Annotated in this window: 20 protein-coding genes; 11 read left to right on the top strand and 9 right to left on the bottom strand. The window is 61.2% G+C overall.

What is annotated here, in order from left to right; genetic code table 11:
- Positions 1–90: 90 nt before the first annotated feature.
- The 4 genes from U5G49_RS14980 to U5G49_RS14965 all read left to right on the top strand — a co-directional run bounded on the left by U5G49_RS14980 (position 91) and on the right by U5G49_RS14965 (position 5,129).
- Positions 91–1,458 (top strand): glutamine synthetase family protein, encoded by a 1,368-nt coding sequence (locus U5G49_RS14980; protein WP_018446579.1) that lies wholly within the window; start codon positions 91–93, stop codon positions 1,456–1,458.
- A 207-nt stretch (positions 1,459–1,665) separates the two neighbouring features.
- Entirely contained in the window at positions 1,666–3,051 is a 1,386-nt protein-coding gene (locus tag U5G49_RS14975; protein ID WP_193445477.1) for an aldehyde dehydrogenase family protein, read from the top strand.
- The gene (locus U5G49_RS14970; RefSeq protein ID WP_018242898.1) at positions 3,048–4,199 is read left to right on the top strand and encodes an iron-containing alcohol dehydrogenase; all 1,152 of its coding nucleotides are present in this window, start codon (positions 3,048–3,050) and stop codon (positions 4,197–4,199) included. Before U5G49_RS14975 ends, U5G49_RS14970 begins: the two co-directional genes overlap by 4 nt.
- A gap of 231 nt (positions 4,200–4,430) precedes the next feature.
- The gene (locus tag U5G49_RS14965; RefSeq protein WP_018242897.1) at positions 4,431–5,129 is read left to right on the top strand and encodes a ParA family protein; all 699 of its coding nucleotides are present in this window, start codon (positions 4,431–4,433) and stop codon (positions 5,127–5,129) included.
- A gap of 56 nt (positions 5,130–5,185) precedes the next feature.
- On the opposite strand, the gene U5G49_RS14960 is transcribed toward U5G49_RS14965, so the two are convergent.
- The 4 genes from U5G49_RS14960 to U5G49_RS14945 form a co-directional block, all read right to left on the bottom strand.
- Positions 5,186–5,941 carry an ABC transporter ATP-binding protein gene (locus tag U5G49_RS14960; RefSeq protein WP_018517480.1) on the bottom strand — a complete coding sequence of 252 codons (756 nt, stop codon included), beginning with the start codon at positions 5,939–5,941 and terminating at the stop codon, positions 5,186–5,188.
- 1 nt (position 5,942) lies between these two features.
- Positions 5,943–6,782, bottom strand: coding sequence for an ABC transporter permease (locus U5G49_RS14955; protein WP_113542698.1), 840 nt, complete (start codon positions 6,780–6,782; stop codon positions 5,943–5,945).
- A gap of 21 nt (positions 6,783–6,803) precedes the next feature.
- Entirely contained in the window at positions 6,804–7,772 is a 969-nt protein-coding gene (locus U5G49_RS14950; protein ID WP_026230694.1) for an aliphatic sulfonate ABC transporter substrate-binding protein, read from the bottom strand.
- Between the two features lie 235 nt (positions 7,773–8,007).
- On the bottom strand, positions 8,008–9,411 hold the full coding sequence (locus tag U5G49_RS14945) for a L,D-transpeptidase (RefSeq protein WP_193445478.1): 1,404 nt from the start codon (positions 9,409–9,411) through the stop codon (positions 8,008–8,010).
- Positions 9,412–9,772: 361 nt separating this feature from the next.
- Between U5G49_RS14945 and U5G49_RS14940 the strand changes: the two genes are divergently transcribed.
- From U5G49_RS14940 to U5G49_RS14930, 3 genes are all read left to right on the top strand, one after another.
- Positions 9,773–10,612: an aldose 1-epimerase family protein gene (locus U5G49_RS14940; protein WP_130717243.1), complete on the top strand. Its 840-nt coding sequence runs from the start codon at positions 9,773–9,775 to the stop codon at positions 10,610–10,612.
- 71 nt (positions 10,613–10,683) lie between these two features.
- Positions 10,684–11,022, top strand: coding sequence for a TIGR01244 family sulfur transferase (locus tag U5G49_RS14935; RefSeq protein WP_018074112.1), 339 nt, complete (start codon positions 10,684–10,686; stop codon positions 11,020–11,022).
- 73 nt (positions 11,023–11,095) lie between these two features.
- Positions 11,096–11,440, top strand: coding sequence for a RidA family protein (locus U5G49_RS14930; protein ID WP_018446572.1), 345 nt, complete (start codon positions 11,096–11,098; stop codon positions 11,438–11,440).
- 45 nt (positions 11,441–11,485) lie between these two features.
- Here the strand turns inward: U5G49_RS14930 and U5G49_RS14925 are convergent, their stop codons facing one another.
- From U5G49_RS14925 to U5G49_RS14910, 4 genes are read right to left on the bottom strand one after another with little or no spacing between them, the layout of a single operon-like run.
- A complete protein-coding gene (locus U5G49_RS14925) occupies positions 11,486–13,144 on the bottom strand; it encodes a thiamine pyrophosphate-binding protein (protein ID WP_018242891.1) in 1,659 nt (552 codons plus the stop codon).
- 13 nt (positions 13,145–13,157) lie between these two features.
- Positions 13,158–14,360: a CaiB/BaiF CoA transferase family protein gene (locus U5G49_RS14920; RefSeq protein ID WP_018242890.1), complete on the bottom strand. Its 1,203-nt coding sequence runs from the start codon at positions 14,358–14,360 to the stop codon at positions 13,158–13,160.
- Between the two features lie 17 nt (positions 14,361–14,377).
- Entirely contained in the window at positions 14,378–15,334 is a 957-nt protein-coding gene (locus U5G49_RS14915; RefSeq protein WP_026188474.1) for a DMT family transporter, read from the bottom strand.
- Between the two features lie 32 nt (positions 15,335–15,366).
- A complete protein-coding gene (locus tag U5G49_RS14910) occupies positions 15,367–16,296 on the bottom strand; it encodes an alpha/beta fold hydrolase (protein WP_018242888.1) in 930 nt (309 codons plus the stop codon).
- A gap of 157 nt (positions 16,297–16,453) precedes the next feature.
- Here U5G49_RS14910 and U5G49_RS14905 point away from each other — a divergent pair, with 157 nt between their 5' ends.
- From U5G49_RS14905 to metF, 4 genes are all read left to right on the top strand, one after another.
- Positions 16,454–17,194 carry a ribonuclease T2 family protein gene (locus tag U5G49_RS14905; RefSeq protein WP_018242887.1) on the top strand — a complete coding sequence of 247 codons (741 nt, stop codon included), beginning with the start codon at positions 16,454–16,456 and terminating at the stop codon, positions 17,192–17,194.
- A 98-nt stretch (positions 17,195–17,292) separates the two neighbouring features.
- Complete coding sequence (gene ettA / locus U5G49_RS14900; protein WP_018242886.1) at positions 17,293–18,942, top strand: energy-dependent translational throttle protein EttA; 1,650 nt, start codon at positions 17,293–17,295, stop codon at positions 18,940–18,942.
- Positions 18,943–19,108: 166 nt separating this feature from the next.
- Positions 19,109–20,134 (top strand): ArsR/SmtB family transcription factor, encoded by a 1,026-nt coding sequence (locus U5G49_RS14895; RefSeq protein ID WP_130729273.1) that lies wholly within the window; start codon positions 19,109–19,111, stop codon positions 20,132–20,134.
- 1 nt (position 20,135) lies between these two features.
- Positions 20,136–21,038: a methylenetetrahydrofolate reductase [NAD(P)H] gene (metF, locus tag U5G49_RS14890; RefSeq protein WP_018446564.1), complete on the top strand. Its 903-nt coding sequence runs from the start codon at positions 20,136–20,138 to the stop codon at positions 21,036–21,038.
- A gap of 464 nt (positions 21,039–21,502) precedes the next feature.
- Here metF and U5G49_RS14885 read toward each other — a convergent pair whose 3' ends face one another.
- A complete protein-coding gene (locus U5G49_RS14885; protein ID WP_130729272.1) occupies positions 21,503–22,408 on the bottom strand; it encodes a DMT family transporter in 906 nt (301 codons plus the stop codon).
- Between the last annotated feature and the right edge of the window lie 47 nt (positions 22,409–22,455).

Below are 22,455 nucleotides of genomic sequence, written 5' to 3'. Positions count from 1 at the left end.
TCAACGAAAAGGCATCGGGCCGAAAAGTCCGGCCGAGCGCATGCGATTTCGTTGCCCCGATTTTGTCAATCCAATTCAGGCGGATCAATCATGAGCAGCAGCTACACAATCGACGACCTCAGGAAAGATGTTGCCGAAGGGCGCATCGACACGGTTCTGGCCTGCCAGGTGGATATGCAGGGCCGGCTGATGGGCAAGCGTTTCCAGGCGGAATATTTCGTCGAGAGCGCCTGGAAGGAAACGCACAGCTGCAACTATCTGATCGCCACCGACATGGAGATGGAGACCGTCTCCGGCTACAAGGCGACGAGCTGGGAGAAGGGCTACGGCGACTACACGATGAAGCCGGATCTTGCGACGCTGCGTCGAATTCCCTGGCTGGAAGGCACCGCGCTGGTGCTCTGCGATGTGCTTGACCATCATACGCATGAGGAGGTCGCTCACTCGCCGCGCGCGATCCTGAAGAAGCAGGTGAAGCGGCTCGAGGATATGGGCATGAAGGCCTACATGGCCTCCGAGCTCGAATTCTTCCTGTTCGACCAGAGCTATGAGGCGGCGCAGACTTCCGGCTACCGCAACCTCAAGCTCGCCAGCGCCTATAACGAGGACTACCACATCTTCCAGACCACCAAGGAGGAAGAGGTGATGCGGGCGATCCGCACCGGGTTGCAGGGCGCCGGCATCCCGGTCGAGAACTCCAAGGGCGAAGCTTCGGCCGGCCAGGAGGAGATCAACGTGCGCTACGCCGATGCGCTCGCTATGGCCGACCGCCACGCAATCATCAAGAACGGCTGCAAGGAGATCGCCTGGTCGAAGGGCAAGGCCATCACCTTCCTCGCTAAGTGGAATTACAATGCGGCCGGCAGTTCCTCGCATATCCACCAGTCGCTCTGGAGCCTGGAGGAAAAGCCGCTGTTCTTCGACCATACCGGCAAGTACGGCATGTCGCCGCTGATGCACAATTACGTCGCCGGGCTTCTCGCCCATGCGAGCGAGATCACCTATTTCCTGGCGCCCTACATCAACTCCTACAAACGGTTCATGGCCGGCACCTTTGCGCCGACCAAGGCGATCTGGAGCAAGGACAACCGCACCGCCGGCTACCGGCTCTGCGGTGAGGAAACCAAGGGAATTCGTATCGAGTGCCGCGTCGGCGGCTCCGATCTCAATCCCTATCTCGCCTTCGCCGCGCTGCTTGCCGCCGGCATTGACGGGATCGAGAACAAGCTGGAACTCGAAGCCCCCTTTGTCGGCGACGCCTATGGCGGCAAGGGCGTTCGCGAAATCCCGCGCACGCTGCGTGCGGCCACGACCGAAATGACGGAATCGGCAATGCTGCGCAAAGCCTTCGGCGACGACGTGATCGACCATTACACCCGCGCTGCCGAATGGGAGCAGGAAGAATACGACCGCCGTATCACCGACTGGGAAGTGGCGCGCGGTTTCGAAAGAGCTTAATAGGCATTTGCGGGTTGCTTGCCCTTCACCCTAACCCTCCCCTCGTAAAAGCGGGGAGAGGGGACGTGCCAAACGCGGCGTCGATGTTGGGGAAAGCCGGTGCGGCATATCCTCTTCGCCCCGTTTACGGGGAGAAGGTGCCGGCAGGCGGATGAGGGGCTACGGCCTTCGCAAAGATATTGAAGAATACGAGGACAGGATTCGATCATGGCAATGATCCAATGCATTTCACCGGTTGACGGGTCGGTTTATGCCGAACGCGCAGCCCTTTCTTTCGATGCCGCCAGGGACGTGGTGGCGCGCGCGCGCAAGGCGCAGAAGGCCTGGGCGAAACGGCCGCTCGAAGAGCGTGTGCAGCTGGTGCTGAAGGGTGCTGCGCGGCTGAACGAGATGTCCGATGTCGTCGTGCCGGAGCTTGCCTGGCAGATGGGCCGGCCGGTAAAATATGGCGGCGAATACAAGGGCTTCAACGAGCGCTCCAACTATGTCGCTTCGATCGCGGCGGATGCGCTGGCGCCTCTCGTCGTCGAGGAGAGCGAGCGTTTCGAGCGCCGCATCGAGCGCCAGGCGCATGGCGTCGTCTTTGTCGTCGCGCCGTGGAACTATCCCTATATGACGGCGATCAATACGATTGCGCCGGCACTGATGGCCGGCAATACCGTGGTGCTGAAACATGCCTCGCAGACGCTACTGGTCGGTGAGCGGCTGGTGCAGGCCTTCACCGAGGCCGGTGTTCCCGAGGATGTGTTCCAGAAAGTCTTTCTCGACCACGAAACGACGTCGGCGCTGATTGCCGCCGGCAGCTTCAATTTCGTCAACTTCACGGGATCGGTCGAAGGCGGGCGGTCGATGGAGCGGGCCGCCGCCGGCACCTTCACCGGCCTTGGCCTCGAACTCGGCGGCAAGGATCCGGGTTATGTCATGGAGGACGCCGATCTCGAGGCAGCCGTCGACACGCTGATGGACGGCGCGACCTACAATTCCGGCCAGTGCTGCTGCGGCATCGAGCGCATCTACGTGCATGAATCGCTCTATGACGCCTTCGTCGAGAAGTCGGTTGCCTGGGTGTCGAACTACAAGCTCGGCAATCCTCTCGATCCCGATACGTCGCTCGGGCCGATGGCACATAAGCGCTTCGCCAAGGTGGTGCGCGAGCAGATCGCCGATGCGGTTTCCAAGGGCGCCAAAGCGCTTGTTGATCCCAAGCTTTTCCCCCAGGATGACGGCGGCGCCTATCTTGCACCGCAGATTCTCGTCGACGTCGACCACTCCATGGCCTTCATGCGTGAAGAGACTTTCGGTCCGGCGGTCGGCATCATGAAGGTGAAGAGCGACGAGGAGGCCCTCGCTTTGATGAACGACAGCCAGTATGGGCTGACGGCCTCGCTCTGGACCAAAGATGTCGAGCGGGCAGGGCGGCTCGGTCGCGAGATCGAAACCGGCACTGTTTTCATGAACCGCGCGGATTATCTCGACCCGGCACTTTGCTGGACCGGCGTCAAGGAGACTGGCCGCGGCGGCTCGCTGTCGATCATCGGCTTCCAGAATCTGACGCGTCCGAAATCCTTCCATCTGAAGAAAGTCACAGCATGAGCAGCAACATCACCGCAAATTGGAGCTACCCGACATCGGTCAAGCTCGGCCGGGGCCGCATCACTGAACTGGCCGACGCCTGCAAGAGCCTCGGCATCAAGAAGCCGCTACTCGTCACCGACCGCGGCCTTGCCTCGATGGCGATCACCAAGACTGCGCTCGATATCCTCGAAGATGCCGGTCTCGGCCGCGCGATCTTTGCTGATGTCGATCCGAACCCGAACGAGAAGAACCTCGAAGCCGGCGTCAGGGCCTTCAAGGACGGCGGCCATGACGGCGTCGTTGCTTTCGGGGGCGGCTCCGGCCTCGATCTCGGCAAGTGCGTCGCCTTCATGGCCGGCCAGACGCGGCCGGTCTGGGACTTCGAGGATATCGGCGACTGGTGGACGCGTGCGAGTCTCGAGGGCATCGCCCCGATCGTCGCGGTGCCGACAACGGCAGGCACCGGTTCGGAAGTCGGGCGTGCCAGCGTCATCACCAATTCCGAGACGCATGTGAAGAAGATCATCTTCCATCCGAAGTTCCTGCCTGGGGTCGTCATCTCCGATCCGGAACTGACGGTCGGCATGCCGAAGATCATTACGGCCGGCACAGGTATGGATGCCTTCGCCCATTGCCTCGAGGCCTATTCCTCGCCCTTCTATCACCCCATGTCGGCCGGCATCGCGCTCGAAGGCATGCGGCTCGTCAAGGAATTCCTGCCGCGCGCCTATAGGGAAGGCACCGATCTGGAAGCCCGCGCCAACATGATGGCGGCGGCCGCCATGGGTGCGGTCGCCTTCCAGAAGGGGCTCGGCGCCATTCACGCGCTGTCGCACCCGATCGGCGCCGTCTACAACACCCATCACGGCATGACAAATGCGGTGGTGATGCCGGCGGTGCTGCGCTTCAACCGCAAGGCGATCGAGGAGAAGATCGGCCGCGCCGCCGCCTATCTCGGCATTTCCGGCGGTTTCGACGGGTTCTACGACTATGTGCTGAAGCTCCGCTCCGAACTCGGGGTGCCGGAGACGCTGTCGGCGATGGGAATCGCTGCCGACCGCATCGACGAATTGTCGGCCATGGCGATCGAAGATCCGAGTGCGGGCGGCAACCCGGTTGCCATGACGCTCGAAAATACCAAGGTCCTTTTCAGGGATTGCTTCTGACAATATAAGAGCGGACCTTTTGACTGGCCTGGAAAACCTCGGTTTTCCGGGCTTTTTTCGTTGCCGCGATATCCCAAGTTTTAGGGATGTGAAAAATACCGGCTGCAATTTCGCCGCGCGTGTTTCGAATTTGTTAACCATGATTAGAAAGGATGGATTAACCGCACGATGCTCCGAGGGTGCGTAAAAGAGCGATTCCGGCTCGCACCTCTTTCCTTCCGAGGACCGAACATGCCTGTTATCACATTCGCAAATACCAAGGGAGGCGCCGGCAAGACGACCGCTGTTCTCCTGCTCGCGACCGAGCTTGCCCGCAAAGGCTATCGCGTCACCATTCTCGACGCCGATCCGCAGCACTGGATTTCACGCTGGCACGAGATCTCTGGTCACGTGGCCAATCTTTCGGTGATCGATTTCGTGACAACCGCCTCGTTGCCGCAGCATATCAGCGAGAACAAGCACAATACCGACTATTTCATCGTTGACCTGCCGGGTGCACGCAATCCGCTGCTTGCCACAGCCGTCGGCCTTTCCGACCACGTGCTGATTCCGATCCAGGGCTGTGCAATGGATGCGCGCGGTGGCGCGCAGGTGCTCGAACTGCTGCAGTATCTGGATGAGAAAGCCGGCATCAAGATTGGCCATTCGGTGGTGCTGACCCGCGTCAACTCGATGGTGACGACACGGGCGCTGCAAGTCGTCAAGTCGCTGCTCAGCGAGCGGCATGTGCCGGTGCTGGACACCGCAATTATCGAACGCTCCGCCTTTCGCGACATCTTCGACTGTGGCGGCACGCTGCACACGATCGATCCCGCGCGCGTCAGCAATCTCGACAAGGCCCGTGAAAACGCCACCTGTTTTGCCGAGGAAATGATGCGCAAGCTGCCGGTAAGGCTGGTGGCGTCCGCCCGCATGGCGACGGCAGCCTGAGTTCCCGCATCCTCGAACGAAGTGCGTCCGGTTGGCTCCGCGACGCATTTCGTTTTTCAGGCGCTTGCCGTGCGGCTGCCATCATTGAGAGAATGAGCCAGAAGGTCGGAAAGCCGCCTTTTGACTTCGGCCAATTCGTCCGACATGCGATTGCGTTGTCGCGGGAGGCCTATATCGACCACCTCTAGAATGCGTCCCGGCCAGGGGCGCATCACGACGACGCGATCCGCCAAAAAGGCTGCCTCTTCGATATCGTGCGTGACGAGCAGCATCGTCGTGGCATTCACGCGCCATAGATCGATCAGATGATCCTGGAGTTCGACACGCGTCATCGCATCGAGTGCGGAGAAGGGCTCGTCCAAGAGGAGAACGGCCGGCTTCGTCACGAGTGCTCGCGCCAGGGCCACGCGTTGCGCCTGCCCGCCGGACAGCTCCTTTATCCAGCGCTTCTCGTGGCCGCGAAGGCCAATCTTCTCCAGGGCCGCCGATACCTGCTCATCCCGTTCGCTGCTTGCCAGATGGCGCAGGCCGAAACCGATATTGTCCGCGACTGTCAGCCATGGAAAGAGCCGGGGCTCCTGGAAGACGATATTCACGAGCGAGTCCGGCTCTGTCAGCAGCCGTCCCTCCAAGCTGATTTCGCCCTGTGTAGGGCCTTCGAGGCCCGACAACAGTCTCAGAAGGGTGCTCTTGCCGCAACCCGATCCTCCGATGACCGCGACCAACTCTCCCTTGCCGATACTGAGGGAGAAGTCTTGCAGAGCATGTGTTCCGTTGGGATAGATCTTGGATAGGGAGCGGATGTCAAGCATGTCAGATCCCGCTCGCATGGGTGTCGCGCCAGCGCAGGAACGGCGCGCTCGCAATCAGAAGCAGGCTATCGGTCGCCTTGCCGACAACGGCAAAGATCAAAATAGCCGCCAGAATCTGATCCGGCTTTCCGAGTTGCTGACCATCCACCAGAAGATATCCCAGGCCTTCGGATGCGCCCATGAATTCCGCCGCAACGACGAACATCCAACCGAGGCCCAGGCCTGCGCGCAGGGCAAGGATAAAGTCCGGAAGGACCGCCGGCAGCAAGATCAGACGAATGAGCTCGAAGCCCGAAAGCCGAAAGACGCGACCGACCTCTACGATGCGCCTGTCGACGCCGACGACGGCGCCATAGACTCCTAGATAGACCGGGAAGAAGACGCCAACGGCAATGAGGGCGACTTTGGAGGCTTCGAAAATACCGAACCACAGGATGAACAGCGGCACCCAGGCAATGGAGGGAATGGCTCGCAGAGCCTGCAGGGTCGGATCCAGCAGACGTGCGAGCGGTCTGGAGTACCCGGTCAGCGCCCCAAGAGCGGTCCCCGCCAGGGACCCGAAGGCGAAGCCGATTGCCACTCTACGCAGCGTCGCGCCGACATGCGTTGCCAGATCGCCGGAGGCCGCCAGCGCATAGACCGTATAGAGAATTTTCGAGGGCGGGGGCATCAAACGACCTCCGACTATTCCCGCACGAACGAGGATTTCCCAGGCGGCAAACAACGCAACCGGAAACACGATTCCGACAATCGGGCGATCGAAAGGCGAAACCCGGCGCTGCCGGGTCTCCCTTCCTGTTTCCGTATTGTGCCATGACAGCGCGATGTGCACCAAGGACATGGGAACGTTCTTTCTATCGCTTCACTGGCCGAGAGCGGCCGAGGCGTAGCTGGGATCGACCAGCGACGATACGGTCTTGACGACATCGACATCCGCTTTGATGACGTCGGCCTTTTGCAAAGCGAGACCCGCTGCTTCGATCGTCTCGCGCTGTGCATCGCCGATCACGGAATAGGTGAGGTTCGTGCGCTCCAGCTGGCGCTCTATCACCGTGTCGGGCAGCTTGGTGGCGGCAACGAGGGCGGCTTTGAGCTTGGTCGGATCTTTCAGAGCTTCAATGCGCGCCTTCTCGTAGGAAGCAAGCACGCGTTTGACGAGATCAGGATGCGCGATAGCAAACTCTTCGCGCACGTTAAGCACGCCCCAGCTGTTGTTTTCCGGCTTGCGATAGAACAGCACATCGCCATCTTCAATCTCGGCGGAGGCCATGATCGGATCGAGGCCGGCCCAAGCGTCGACGTCGCCCCGTTTCAGCGCAAGGCGGCCGTCCGCGTGCTGTAGCAGAACAAGCGAAACGTCCTTTTCAGTCAGGCCAGCATCGGCAAGGGCGCGCACCAGGAAAATGTGCGGGTCGGTGCCGCGCGTCACGGCGATGGACTTGCCCTTCAGGTCCTGGACCTTGGCGATGCCGGTATCCTTGCGTGTTACGAGCGCAGTCCATTCCGGACGCGAATACACATAGATGGATTTGATCGGGTTGCCGTTGACGCGGCCGATCAATGCAGCTGCACCCGCCGTCGAGCCAAAGTCGAGGGAGCCGGCATTCAGGAATTCCAGGGCTTTGTTGGAGCCTGCGGACTGGACCCAGGTTATCTTGATCCCATCCTTTTCGAATTCCTTTTCCAGGATCCCTTCATCCTTCAGAATGAGGCTGACCGGGTTGTAGGTCGCCCAGTCCACGCGAATTTCCGAGACATCGGCAGCCTGCGCCGTGCCGACTGCGACCAAACCCGCCAAAACGCTTAAAGCCAATCGAACTAGCGATTTCATACGACCTCCAAAATGTTAGGAAGTGAAATCTACAGATTTAATAGCTTTTGGCGCGCTTTCGGGTTCCAAACTTTGGTACGGGAGAGCAATTTTGAACTGCCGTCGCGGCCCGCGCTAGATTGTTGTGTCAAAGTGCGGGGCAGCGCCGATCCCGCCGCGTATTGGTCGATCCAGTCGCGTGACATTGTTGTCTGTTCGCTTTGCGGTTATTCCGCCCGAAGACGCGATGGTATGTTCAGTCGACGAATTCGACCGTCACTCCCGGCTTGACCATCTTGGCAAGTTCGGTGGCATCCCAGTTAGTCAGGCGGATGCAGCCGTGGCTCTGGGTGCGGCCGATCTTCGAGGGTTCGGGCGTGCCGTGAATGCCGTAGGTCGGCCTGGAAAGCGCCATCCAGACGGTGCCGACGGGACCGTTCGGGCCGGGCGGGATGTTGAGGATCTTGTCGTTGGCACCCTGCTGGAAATTGATCTTCGGATTGTAGGTATAGCCGGGATTGAAGGCGACACGCTCGACGTTCACCAAGCCTGACGGAGAGGGCGTGTCGGTGGAGCCGATCGATGCCGGATAGGCGGCGAGGAGATTGCCGGCGCCGTCATAGGCGAAGACCTGCTTGCGGCCCTTGTCGGCGATGATACGGGCAACCTCGCCGCTTTTCGGCTCACCCGGATTGACGACCTTGATGACGGTGCCGGGAACGCTGAAATCGGCGCCGGGGTTCATCTCCTTGAGAAAGGCCTCATCCATGTGGAAGCGTTCGGCCAGCATTTCGGTGGTCGAGGTATAGGCGAGCGACGGCAGCAGCGCCTTGTGCGAATAATCCTCCGGGATCTCCGCAACAAAGGGACCGGCGGCATCGGCCGGCGTGATCGTGTAACTGACGACGGGCAGGCCGCCGTTCATGCGCAGCTCTTCCAGAATGGCATCGGTGTCGTTGGGATCGAGCTTCGATCCGGTCATCTGGTCATAGGCATAGATCCCCTTGGTGACGTTCGAGCCCATATGGCCGTCGATGACACCCGGAGAGATGCCGGCACGATCGAGGAAGACCTGCAGCGCGACGATTTCGGGCTTCGACTTGTTCTTCAGCGTGATGACGGGCTCATCAGGCGCGGTCTTGGGCGCGTCGGCGGGCGGGATCTGCTGATCGGGGTCGATCGAGGCATAATCGTCGCCGGGCTGCGGATTACCGATACTGTTGTCATCGGGATAGGGCTGCTCGCCAAGCGGCCGGCGTTCGATCGCCGCATCGCGCGGAATGCCGCCGGTGACGGCGCCCCGCTCGGAATAACGCGTATCGCCATCGGGATTGTTGTCGGAATAATAGGGGTCGTCGCCGTACTGGTCGTTATAGACCTCGCGCGGGCCGGGCCGCGGCGGATAGTAGCCCCGGGCGCGCATCTCGGTAGCGACGACGTTGCCATAGGCATCGATCAACACGCGATTGCCGCTACGATCCCGGGCGTAGGCATAGCCAGTTGGAACGTAGTCGAGGATTTCGCCGTTTGGCGTCACGAGCACGATATCGCTCTGGCGGCGGTCGCGGAACTGCTGCGCGCCTGCCTCCGGCGCTATAGCCGCAAGGGCAGCCAAGCTGGCTGCTGCGAGGCAAAATGCCGATTTTAAAAAGCGATTCACGTCTCACACCTCGAACAGTGACTGGGCAGACACACACATGCGAATTTTGACGCTAGTGTGGAATTTATGAAACCGTGCTGAACAAAATATGAAAATCACTAAGATTTCCTTTTATTCATAAACGTTTGCGTCCTTGTGGCAGTTCCGCGAATTCCACGGTTGCTGCAAAACCACAAGATAGGAACGGCACCGATTGACGAATGGCGGCGCGAAACCTAACGCTAGCGCATCGTGCTTTCCGAAAATCGGAATCAATTTTCGAAAAGCACAATGCGTCGATTCAAAGTGTTAGAGCGTCCTTTGTGCGTCCGAAAGGACGCACGGCGCTCTAAGGGGCCGACAATTCCCCGAGGAGACCGTGATGATCGAATTTGCCGCCGCAAGCGGGCCGCGCCTGATGCTGGACGAAACATCGGTGCTGGATATCGGCGGATGCATTGTCGACGGCGTCGACATCGCACCGAAACGCGCCATTCCCGACGACGGTGATGCGCGAATCGACCACTCGCTCGAAGGCTTTCTCTTCACCTGCGGGCCGGATCATATCCGCCACCGCCAGCCGATTCCCGGCCGGGACGACGGCAAGGTTTATCCGCTGCACGGATCGGCCTCCGGCCATGCGGCAAATGTGCTGTGGACGAAGTTCGAGAACGGCAATGCCGAATGCCGCGCCGATATCGACCTCACCACCGTCGAAGGACTGCCGCAGCGCATCGAGCGGCTGTGGCGAATCGATGGGGCGACCGGCGAGGTGCGGCTCGAGGACCGAGTCGTCAATATGAGCGATCGGACGGTGCCGACCTTCCTGATGTACCACATGAACACCGGCGGCAAATGGCTGGACGAGGGCACGCGGCTCGAAGGCCAGATGCTGGAGAATGGCGGTTTCCCCTGGGCGTTCGGGGAGGAGCCGGGTGGCATCTTCTGCGTCACGGCGCCGGCGACGGTGGAGGGTTTTGCGGAGGTCCGCCTTGGACCGATCGCCGCAATCAGCGGCAGGACGTTGCGTGTGCGTTTCCGCGCCGACACGCTGCCCCATCTGCAGGTCTGGCGGAACCAGAAGGCGCCCGCCCATATCATCGGCATCGAGCCGGTTTCGCATCGCTGGATATCGCGCGACGAGCTTCAGGCAGCCGGTGAGTTCAACATGTTGGCGCCCGGCGAGAGCCGAAGCTATGCGCTGACCTTTACCTTCCTGTGAACGAAGTGTTGTTGACGCTGGCGGACCTCCGTCGTAGACCTTCAGCCCACGATTTTTGAGGAGACAAGACGATGGATATTCGCCAGATCGACGATGAATATTCGGTTTCGGGCCAGATCACGCTGGAGGAGCTCGACGAGATCAAGGCGCTGGGGTTCAAATCGATCGTCTGCCACCGCCCCGATCACGAAAGTCCCGACCAGACGTCGTTCTCCGTCATCGAGGCGCGCGCCAAGGAGCTCGGCCTCGAGATCGCCCATGTGCCGGTTGGACCGATGGGCGTGACCGAGGAAGCCGTGCAGGGCATGGTCGACGCGCTCGATGAATTCCCGCGGCCGATGCTCGGCTATTGCCGCTCTGGCGCGCGCTCGACGGCGATTTACCAGAAGACCCACCATATCCGTAATTGAGCCCATTCCGGGGGGCCGATTTTCCGGCGTTGAACCTCAGCGCCGCCACCTTCCATTCACTCAGGAGACTATAATGAGCATTAAGCGTATCGACGTCGGCTCGCGCATGAGCGGCGCCGTCATTCACGGCAACACGGTCTATCTCGCAGGTCAGGTCGGCGAGGGCGAAAGCGTCACCGATCAGTGCAAGTCCTCGCTTGCCGAAGTCGACCGCCTGCTGGCTGCATCAGGCAGCAGCAAGTCGAAGATCCTGCAGACGATCATCTACCTGTCCGATATCGCCGATTTCGCCGAGATGAACGCCGTCTGGGAGGGCTGGATCGATCCGGCCAACCCGCCGGCTCGCGCCACCAGCGAAGCCAAGCTCGCTGCGCCGAAATACAAGGTCGAGTTCATCATCACGGCCGCACTCGACTAAGTCGCACCATTTCGATTGCCTGAAGCCGGTGAGAACTGCGCGTGCTCACCGGCTTTTTGTTTGCGCGATTTCGGAGAGTGTGCGTGTCGGCGTGATCGCTTCGGGATCGAGCTTGACCTCGATGATCGCCGGTTTGCCGCTGGCGCGTGCCCGCTCGAAGGCGGGGGCGAAATCCGCTGTCGTTTCCACCGTCTCGCCGTGGCCGCCATAGGCGCGGGCAAGGGCTGCGAAGTCGGGATTGGTCAGATCGGTGCTGCTGACGCGGCCGGGATACTCGCGCTCCTGATGCATGCGGATCGTGCCGTAGATGCCGTTGTTGACGACGACTGCGATGATCGGCAGGCCGTAGCGGATGGCGGTGGCGAATTCCTGGCCGTGCATCAGGAAGCAGCCGTCGCCGGCAAAGCAGATGACCTCGCGCTCGGGAAACAGCCGCTTGGCGGCCACCGCCGCCGGCAGGCCGTAACCCATCGAGCCGGAGGTGGGGGCGGCTTGGGTGTTGAAACGGCGAAAACGATGGAAGCGGTGCACCCAGGTGGCGTAGTTGCCCGCACCATTGGTGAAGATCGCCTGCGGTCCGGTATTGGCCTCCAGCCATTCCATGATCGGCCCCATATGGACGGCGCCCGGACCTGTCGATGGCGGCGTCGACCAGGCGAGATAGGCCTGGTGCAGGCGTGCGGTGCGCTCGGTCCAGTGCGGTTCGCCCGGCGCTTCCAGGTCGGCGAGCGCGGCGACGAAATCGGCCGGTGCGGCGCAGATGGCAAGATCCGGGCGATAGACGCGGCCGAGCTCGGAAGGGTCGGGATAGATGTGCACCAGCGATTGCTGGGGATAGGGGATATCGATCAGCGTATAGGACGAGGACGGCATTTCCGACATGCGGCTGCCGAGGAGGATCAGCAGGTCGCTCTCCTTGATCTCTTTTGCCAATGCCGGATTGATACCGATGCCGACATCGCCGGCATAGCAGGGATGAAGATGATCGAACAACATCTGCCGGCGGAAGGAGCAGCCGATGGGCAGTTGGAAACGCTCGGCGAAGCTCTGAAAATCGGCGACGGCATCGGCATCCCAGCGTGTGCCGCCCAGGATCACCATCGGCCGTTCGGCCTTCAGCAAGCGGAGATAGAAATCGTCGATCTGGCGGCGGCCGGGATGGGCCTCGACGTTGGCATAGTGCCTGGCGCGGGGTGCCTCGACCTCATCGCGCAACATGTCCTCCGGCAGCGTCAGCACGACAGGACCGGGCCGGCCGGAGGTTGCGACCGCAAAGGCGCGGGTGACGAATTCGGGAATACGGGCGGCATCGTCGATCTCACCCACCCATTTGGCGAATTCGGTGAAGGCGCGGCGGAACTCGACCTCCTGGAAGGCCTCGCGCTCGCGTGCTTCCCGCTGCACCTGGCCGATGAACAGGATCATCGGGATCGAGTCCTGCCTTGATATATGCAGGCCGGCGGAGGCGTTGGTGGCGCCGGGGCCGCGGGTCACCATACAGATGCCGGGTTCGCCGGTCAGCCTGCCCCAGCAATCCGCCATCATCGCCGCTCCGCCCTCCTGGCGGCAGACGAGGACGTCGATATCGCTGTCGCGCAGCGCATCGAGCACGGCGAGGAAACTCTCGCCGGGCACGCAGGAGAGACGCTTGACGCCATTCGCCTTCAGCGCCTCGACGATCAGTTCTCCGCCCGTCTTCTTCATGACAATGCCTTCTTCATGACGATGCCTTCCTCTCGAGCTCGACGAGTTCCGCCAGAACTTCGGCCTGATGTTCGCCAAGACGCGGGCTCGGCCTGATGTAACGCAGCGGCGTCTCCGACAGCACCACAGGTGTCCTGACGCCGGGGATGACGGTACCGGCGGCATCCGCTAGGTCGATGCGCAGGCCCCGAGCCTGCACCTGCGGATGGGCGAACATTTCCTCGATCGTATTGATGGCGCCTGATGGAACCGCGTTCTCCTCGCAGGCCTTCAGCAGATCCGCCTTCTGCCATTTCAACGTCTCGGTGGAGACGAGGCGTCGCACTTCGCTACGATTGCCGACGCGGGCCTTGTTGGTGGCGAAACGCTCGTCGCCGGCGATGGCCTCCAGGCCAAGGATGGTGCAGAGGCGACGGAACTGCCCGTCGTTTCCAACTGCGAGAATGAGGTAGCCGTCCGCCGTCGGCACGACCTCATAGGGCGAGATATTGGGATGGGCGTTGCCCAGGCGGGTCGGTGCCTCGCCGGAAACCAGATAATTCATGTTCTGATTGGCGAGCACGGCCGATTGCACATCGAGCAGGGCCATGTCGACCAACTGGCCTTCGCCTGACTTGAGGGCGTGAATCAGGGCGGCTTCGATCGCCGAGACGGCATAAATGCCGGTGAAGATATCGGCAATGGCGACGCCTGCCTTCATCGGTTGGCCGCCTGGTTCACCGGTGATCGACATGAAGCCGGACATGCCCTGGACGATGTAATCGTAGCCGGCGAGGCTGGCATAAGGGCCGTTCTGGCCGAAGCCGGTGATCGAGCAATAGACGAGCTTCGGGTTCACCTTGCGCAGGCTGTCATAATCGAGCCCGTATTTGACGAGGCCGCCGAGCTTGAAATTCTCGATGACCACGTCGGCGGTGGAGACGAGGCGGCGGACGAAATCCTGGCCTTCGGCGCTCTTCAGATCGGCAGTGACGGAGCGCTTGCCGCGATTGGCGGCGTGGTAATAGGCGGCCGAGAGGTTCTCGCCATCGGCACCTTCGACGAAGGGCGGCCCCCATTGGCGCGTGTCGTCGCCGCCGTCGGGATTTTCGACCTTGATGACGTCGGCACCGAGATCGGCGAGCATCTGTCCCGCCCAGGGGCCGGCGAGCACGCGGGCAAGCTCGATCACCCGGATGCCGGCAAGCGGTGGTTTTTTCATCACGGTCTCTGTCATGTTCCTCCCGGCAATTTCTATGGTGCCAGCGTCACCTCAGATGTATCGGATACAGGCTTTGAAGCAAAGCGGCGCTCGCGCCAGAGGATGTAGAAGCCTGATGCCACGATGATGGCAATGCCGAGCCATTTGACCGCATCCGGAAAGTCGCCGAAGACCAGCCAGGCGAAGATTGTCGCCGAGACGATCTCGAAATATTGCAGCGGCGCCAGCGTCGAGGCCGGTGCTGCGCGATAGGCGTAGACGCCGAGGATGCCGGTGATTGCGGCCATGGCGCCGACGCCGGCGACATAGAACCAGGCGCGGCCTTCCGGCATGACCGGATCGAAGAGGTCCGAGCCGGTTCCCTGACCGAGGAAAAGCAGGAGGACACAGAAGAGCAGGCCCCAGATGCTCATCTGGAACTGCATCGACCAGGGGTCTTCCCTGCGCGAGAGGGCGCGGGTCATCAGCACGAAGATGGCGATGCACAGCGCGCTGACGACAGGCAGAAGCGCGATGTAGCCGACCTCTTCGAAACTCGGCTGGATGATCAGCATCGCCCCGAAGAAGCCGACGCCGCAGGCGGTATAACGCCGCCAGCCAATCGTCTCCTTCAGGAAGATGCCACCGAGGATCGTCACCATGATCGGCTCGACGAAGAAGATCGCGATCGCGTCGGCGACCGCCATATATTTCAGCGTCGTGACGAAGGAGATCATCGAGACGGTGATGATCGCGCCGCGGATGGCATGGAACAGGCTCTGTCGCCAGGAAAAATCGGCGAAGCTGCGCCGCCATATCACCAGTGGCAGCATGCAGAGCGCCTGGACGATGAAACGGCCGGCGGTGATCTCCCCGGATGGCACGGTCGTGATCGCAAGCTTGGCGAAAATATCGATGAGCGGCGAGACCATCACCGAGAGAACCATCAGCGCAAGCCCCGTCGTCACGTCGGAGGCGGACGAAACGGGGCGGGCGGAGGTGCTGTTCATGATGAAATCCCTGTACTCAGGATATTGGTCGCTCAGGATCTTGCGACGGCCCTGTCGCACCACTCGCCAAAGGCTGCGATCGCCGCATCCGCGCCGATCTCATTCAGTGTTTCGTGTCGCATGTCCTGATATATCTCACTGCTGATACGGGAGAAGCCTTGGTCTTTCAAATGGTTTGACAGCCAGAGCACGGCTTTTCCACGCTCCGTCGCCGGGTCCTCTCCACCGCCGACCAGATGGATCGGCATATCCCGCGGCAGCCGGTCGAGATGGATTTTCTGCGGCGCGCGGAAGGTCAGCTCGAAGAGATCGAGCCAGAGAGAGACTGAGGCGTCGAAGCCGCAGAGCGGGTCGGCGACATACTTGTCAACTTCATCAGGACGACGCGACAGCCAATCGAACTCGGTACGGCGGCCGGCAATGGATTTGGCCCAGGTGCCGAAGGTGAGCTTCGGCAGCAGGCCGCTCGGCACGTCAGAGCCCTTCAGCATGCGCTCGGCAAGCAGGATCGCCTGGGCGGCGCGGCCGGCAAGGCCAACGGCGAAATTCGAATTCCAGACGGCGACAGCATCGAAGTCGGCCGGAGCCGTGACGGCTGCATTGAGGGCGATGAGGCCGCCCATCGAATGGCCGAAGAGGATCACCGGCAGGCCGGGATGGCAGGAGGCCGCATGGCCGCGCATGGCGATGACGTCGCCAATCACCCTTTCGACCCCACCACGCCGGGCAAAGCGGCCGATCGGCGCATCGGCTGCCGTCGTCTCGCCGTGGCCGCGATGATCGTGGGCATAGACATGATAGCCGCGCACCGCCATCGCCTCGGCAAAGGAGCGGTATCGTTTCGAATGTTCGGCCAAGCCATGCGATATCAACAGGATCCCGCGTGCGGGGGTGATGGCCTCGGCATGGTGATAGGCCAGCGACGCCCCTGGCACGGCGAGCCTTTGCGTTTCAGAAAACATGTGGGTCCTCCCGGCGGCAACAGACCAGATCGCCGGGTAATTGCAACATCGGCGTTTGGTTATCCGATAACAAATTGCAGCCTTGTTGCGATCTAGGGTTGCGGCCTTCTGAATTTGATGCTTATTTGTTCCTGTATTGTTCTTTTTGGGGGTTGAAATGAGCAGCATGCAATTGCGTACCTTGTCGTTCGCTGTGTCGATGGTTATTGCCGGCGCCGCCGTGGCGCAGGAGGCCGGCGGGCGCACCCGCTTCATTCTGGCGGCGAGCTGGCAGCCGGCTTTTTGCCAGACAAACCAGAAGAAGGCCGAATGCGCCAGCCAGACCGGCGAGCGCCCTGACGCGACGAACTTCTCGTTGCACGGGCTCTGGCCGATGCGGCAGGATTATTGTGGTGTGAGCGCCGATCAGAAGACCGCCGACAAGGACGGCGACTGGAACAAGCTGCCGGAGGTCACGCTTGCAGCGGAGACGAAGACGGCGCTTGCCAAGGCGATGCCCGGCACGCAATCCGGCCTGGAACGGCATGAATGGGTGAAGCACGGCACCTGCACGAAGATGAGTGCCGACGACTATTTCGGCGTCGGTGTGCATCTCGTGGGTGCACTCAACGCGTCGGCTGTGCGTGATCTCTTCGCTGCCAATATCGGCAAGCCGGTCAAGGCCGAAGCGATCAAGGCGGCTTTCGACAAGAGCTTTGGACCGGGTGCCGGCGATCGTGTCAAGATGAGCTGCCGGCGGGCCGGCAATGTCAGGATGATCAGCGAGCTGACGATCGGGCTTTCGGAAGCTGCCGGAGCGGCATCGGCGAAAAGTGCCGAGCTTGCCGATCTGATCCAAGGTGCTGGAAAAACGTCGTTCGGCTGCGACGAGGGCGTCGTCGACGCTGCGGGCTTTTGACCGGAAATCCTGAGTAAACCGGGTTTCGGCGTTGCCCGGAGGCGCTGTTTCGCCTACATAGCGGCACAATCAAAGTTTCCCGCCCGGAGCAGCGCAGCATGGCACGTCAGTTCATTTATCATATGTCCGGCCTCAACAAGGCCTATGGCAACAAGAAGATCCTGGAGAATATCCACCTTTCGTTCTACCCGGATGCCAAGATCGGTATCCTCGGTCCGAACGGCGCGGGTAAATCCACCGTACTGCGCATCATCGCGGGCCAGGACAAGGAGTATACCGGCGAAGCCTGGCTCGCCGAGGGTGCGACGGTTGGCTATCTGGAGCAGGAGCCACATCTCGATCCCAACAAGACGGTGTTCGAGAACGTCATGGAAGGCGTTGCCTCGAAGACCGCTGTCCTCGATCGTTACAACGAATTGATGATGAACTATTCCGATGAGACGGCGGAAGAGGGCGCCAAGCTTCAGGACGTCATCGACAGCCAGAACCTCTGGGATCTGGAAAGCCAGGTCGAAATGGCGATGGAAGCGCTGCGTTGCCCGCCGCGCGACGCCGAAGTCACCAGCCTTTCCGGTGGTGAGCGTCGCCGTGTCGCGCTCTGCCGTCTGCTGCTTTCGCAGCCGGATCTGCTGCTGCTCGACGAACCGACCAACCACCTGGACGCCGAAACCATCGCCTGGCTCGAAAAGCATCTACGCGACTATCCGGGCGCCGTGATGATGATCACCCACGATCGCTACTTCCTGGACAATGTCACCGGATGGATCCTCGAACTCGACCGCGGCCGTGGCATTCCTTACGAAGGCAACTACTCGGCCTACCTGCAGGCGAAAGCCAAGCGCATGCTGCAGGAAAGCCGCGAAGACGCATCGCGCCAGAAGGCGATCAGCCGCGAACAGGAATGGATCGCTTCCAGCCCGAAGGCCCGTCAGGCCAAGTCCAAGGCGCGTATCAAGTCCTACGAGCAGCTGGTGGATGCCGCCGAGAAGCAGCGTCCCGGCGACGCGCAGATCATCATCCCGGTCAGCGAGCGCCTCGGCCAGGTGGTCATCGAGATGGAAGGCATCACCAAGGGCTTCGAGGGCCGCACGCTGATCAACGACCTGTCGATCAAGCTGCCGCCGGGCGGCATCGTCGGCATCATCGGCCCGAACGGCGCCGGCAAGACAACACTGTTCAAGATGATCACTGGCCAGGAAAAGCCGGATGGCGGTTCGATCCGTATCGGCGAGACCGTGCATCTCGGTTATGTCGACCAGAGCCGTGACGCGCTTGCGGCTGACAAGACGGTCTGGGAAGAAATCTCCGGCGGCGCCGAAATCATCAAGCTCGGCAAGTTCGACATGAACTCCCGTGCCTATTGCGGCGCCTTCAACTTCAAGGGCGGCGACCAGCAGCAGAAGGTCGGCAATCTCTCCGGTGGTCAGCGCAACCGCGTTCACCTTGCCAAGATGCTGAAGGCCGGCGGCAACGTTCTGCTGCTCGACGAACCGACCAACGACCTCGATACGGAAACGCTGGGTGCGCTGGAAAACGCGCTGGAGAATTTCGCCGGCTGCGCCATCATCATCAGCCACGATCGCATGTTCCTCGACCGTCTGGCGACGCATATCCTCGCCTTCGAAGGCGACGGCCATGTCGAATGGTTCGAAGGTAACTTCGAGGATTATGAACAGGACAAGGTGCGCCGCCTTGGCCCCGACGCCCTTAACCCGGGCAGCCAGGCCCACAAGCGCCTGACGCGCTGATTTATTCCATCTGTTTTCGCTTGCGAGAGCCCCGGTTCGGCCGGGGCTTTTTCATGTCTGGCTCTGTCGCAATCTGAGCAGGCAATTTCGTGGAGAGAGCTAATTCTCGCTTGCCACCGCTTTTCAAATCACATAAAGATATCTTTATATCTTGATTGGATCGAAGATGAGCGAACCCTTGAAGCTTGGACTGGATGCGCTGGTGGACGTCTTGAAGGCGGCCGGCGAGCCCACGCGCCTGCGTCTTCTGGCGCTTCTTGACAGCGGCGACCTGACGGTGACCGATCTTACCGAAATTCTCGGCCAATCCCAGCCCCGCATCTCCCGTCACCTGAAGCTGCTCGGCGAGGCCGAACTGATCGAACGCTACCAGGAGGGCGCCTGGGCCTATTTCCGCCTCAAGCAGGACGGCAAGGCCGCCATGCTGGTGCGGGCGCTGCTGAAGCATGTTTCCGAGAACGATCCGACCATCCTTCGCGACGGCGAGCGGCTCTCGCAGGTCAAGCGTCAGCGCGCCGAGCGGGCGCAGGCCTATTTCAGCCGCAACGCGGCCGAGTGGGACGAGCTTCGCCGCCTGCATGCGGCCGACGAAGAGGTCGACGCCGCTGTCATCCGGCTGCTCGGCAGCCAGCCGATCGACTCGCTGCTCGATCTCGGCACCGGCACCGGCCGCATCCTCGAACTCTTGTCCGGGCTCTACCGCCGCGCGACCGGCGTCGATGCCAGCCGCGACATGCTGAGCGTGGCGCGTGCCAATCTCGACAAGTCCCGCATCACCAAGGCCACCGTGCGCCATGCCGATATCCTGAACCTGCCGTTCGAGGGACAGGATTTCGATCTGGTGACGATCCATCAGGTGCTGCATTTCTTCGATCAGCCGGAAATTGCGATCGCGGAAGCGGCGCGCATGCTCCGACCGGGTGGCCGGCTCGTGGTCATCGACCTTGCGCCGCACACGCTCGAATATCTCCGCGACGAGCATGCGCATGTCCGTCTCGGCTTTTCGCACCAGGCAATGTCCGACTGGCTGCGCAAGACCGGGCTCGACGTCGAGCAGGTCGTCGATCTTCATCCGGGTCAACAAAGCGGGCAGGGGTTGACGGTCACCGTCTGGCTCGCGCGCGATCCGAGGCGCCTCATGGCTTCGCAGGCGAGCGAAGGTGCCGAACCTACATTTGCCGGGAGGGTATGACATGGTTTTGAAAAACGAAGCGCGCGGCCGCAACATCAGGGTCTCCTTCGAATTCTTCCCGCCTAAATCGGAGGAGATGGAAGGGCAGCTCTGGCATACCGTCAGCCAGTTGCAGGACTGGGACCCGGATTTCGTCTCGGTGACCTATGGCGCCGGCGGCACCACCAAAGCGCCGACGCTGACCACCGTCACGCGGTTCCTGTCGCAGACGCCGCTTGCCACCGCCTCGCATCTCACCTGTGTCGGTGCGACCAAGGAAGAGACGCATCAGGTGGTCGACACGTTCCGCAAAGCCGGCGTGACGCATTTCGTGGCGCTGCGCGGCGATGCGCCCGGCGGCGCCGGCGCGCCCTACCAGCCGCATCCCGGCGGTTACGCCAATGCGGCGGAGCTGGTTGCCGGCCTCAAGGAAATCGGCGATTTCGAGATTTCGGTCTCCGCCTATCCGGAAAAGCACCCGGAAAGCCGCGATACGGCGGCCGATATCGACATGCTGAAGCGCAAGGCCGACAATGGCGCCGACCGGGCGCTGACGCAATTCTTCTTCGACAACGACAATTTCGAGCGTTACCTGGAGCGGGTGCGCGGCGCCGGCATCTCGATCCCTGTCGTGCCCGGCATCATGCCGATACAGAACCTGACGCAGCTGAAGCGCTTCGCCGGGGCCTGTGGCACCATCATCCCTACCTTTCTCGACGAGCGCTTTGCGGGCTTCGACGACAAGCCTGAGGAGCGGGCGAAGGTCGCGGCCGAAGTCGCTGCCGAACAGATCGAGGATCTCGTCCGGCGCGGCATCCATGATTTCCATCTCTATACGATGAACCGTGCGCCGCTGGTTTCCGCCGTGCTCGACAATCTCGGCATATCCCGCCGGGAAACAAAAAGTGCGGGCGCAGCCGCCTGATCCTTTCGGGACGTTCAAAAGTAAAAAGCGCATGTCGGGCGGGACATGCGCTTTTTCGTTGGCGGATTGATCAGCTATTCAGGAGTTTAGGCACTATCAGTCATTACACTTTCGTCGGCCAGCTCAGATGAAGAGCATAGACAAGACGAAAGCAAATGCTGCACTGACCAACAGAACATTCAAGGATTGCGTGAGTCCCATGTCTGTCTCCTCGCGTTAACCGGCCGATAATATGTCTGAAATATGTCGGTTGGGAAGCAGATCTTATGCTGCGCTGCAGAACGGTTCGGTGGATAAGTCGAATAGCGCTCTTGCAAGCCTTTGAAATAAATCAATAATTCGCGACAAATTTTTGTTCACACAATTTAACATGCCGTTAAATCGGGCGATTGAGCATTTATCTATGCGCCTAAAACATGGCGGGCTCACAACCGGTTGAAAACATATGGAATTCGCAACCGGTTTCAGGCGGCCCTTGCCAGCATGCGATAGGCGCGGCCGTCGAGAATGACCAGGCCGAAACCGATCAGCGCCATGCCGGCGAATTCACCCAGTGCAAGCCTTTCGCCGAGGAAGAGCACGCCGAGAAGGATGGCGCTCGGCGGCACCAGCAGGGTGACGAGCGAGGCGTTGGTGGCGCCGGCCGACGTCATGATCCTGAAATAGAGGATGTAGCCGAAGGCGGTCGACAGCAGTGCCAGCGCCAGGATGGCGAGGAAGGCATCGAGCGGCGGTGCAGTAAGCGTCCAGGGACGATCGGCCAGTAGCGACAGCGGCAGCGCAATCAGCGAGGAGGCGGTCAACTGGCCGGCTGCGGTGACAGGGGCAGGAACATTCTTGAAGCGTTTGCCGTAAGTGGCGGCAAAGCCATAGGAGATCGCGGCAAGTACGGGAAGAAGCAGCGCCCAGAGGGGGGCTTCGCCACCGGCCGACATGCCGGGGCCGATCAGCACGATCGTTCCGACCAGGCCGACAAGACAGCCGGCGATCTTTGCCGGCGACAGCTTCTCGTCTGAGGTGAAGTAGTTGGCGATGAGCACGGTCCAGATCGGTGTCGTCGCATTCAGGATCGCCGCAAGCCCGGCGCCGATGCGGGTTTGGCCGAAGAAGATCAGCGCATGCGGCAGGGCATTGTTGATGAGCCCGAGGATCAGGAATTCGCGCCAACGGGCCTTGAGGATCGCATAGAAGTCGAAACGGCCGGCGATATAGACATGCAGCGCCAGCGCTGCGAGCAGCAGCCTGAAGAAGACGAGGGTCAGCGGCGGCACATGCTCGACGGCGATGCGGGCAAAGAAGAAGGAGCCGCCCCAGATCAGGCCGAGCAGGACCAGCAGACCCCAGGTCCAGGCATTCATTCTGCTGTCCATGCCGATTGCTCCACCGCAAGCTGCTCGTTTTGCCGAAAATCGGCACC

The sequence above is a fragment of the Rhizobium indigoferae genome, from assembly GCF_034554815.1.
Lineage (GTDB): Bacteria > Pseudomonadota > Alphaproteobacteria > Rhizobiales > Rhizobiaceae > Rhizobium > Rhizobium leguminosarum.
The sequence above is the reverse complement of the archived record's forward strand: the minus strand, read 5'-3'. Positions and strand labels throughout refer to the sequence as shown.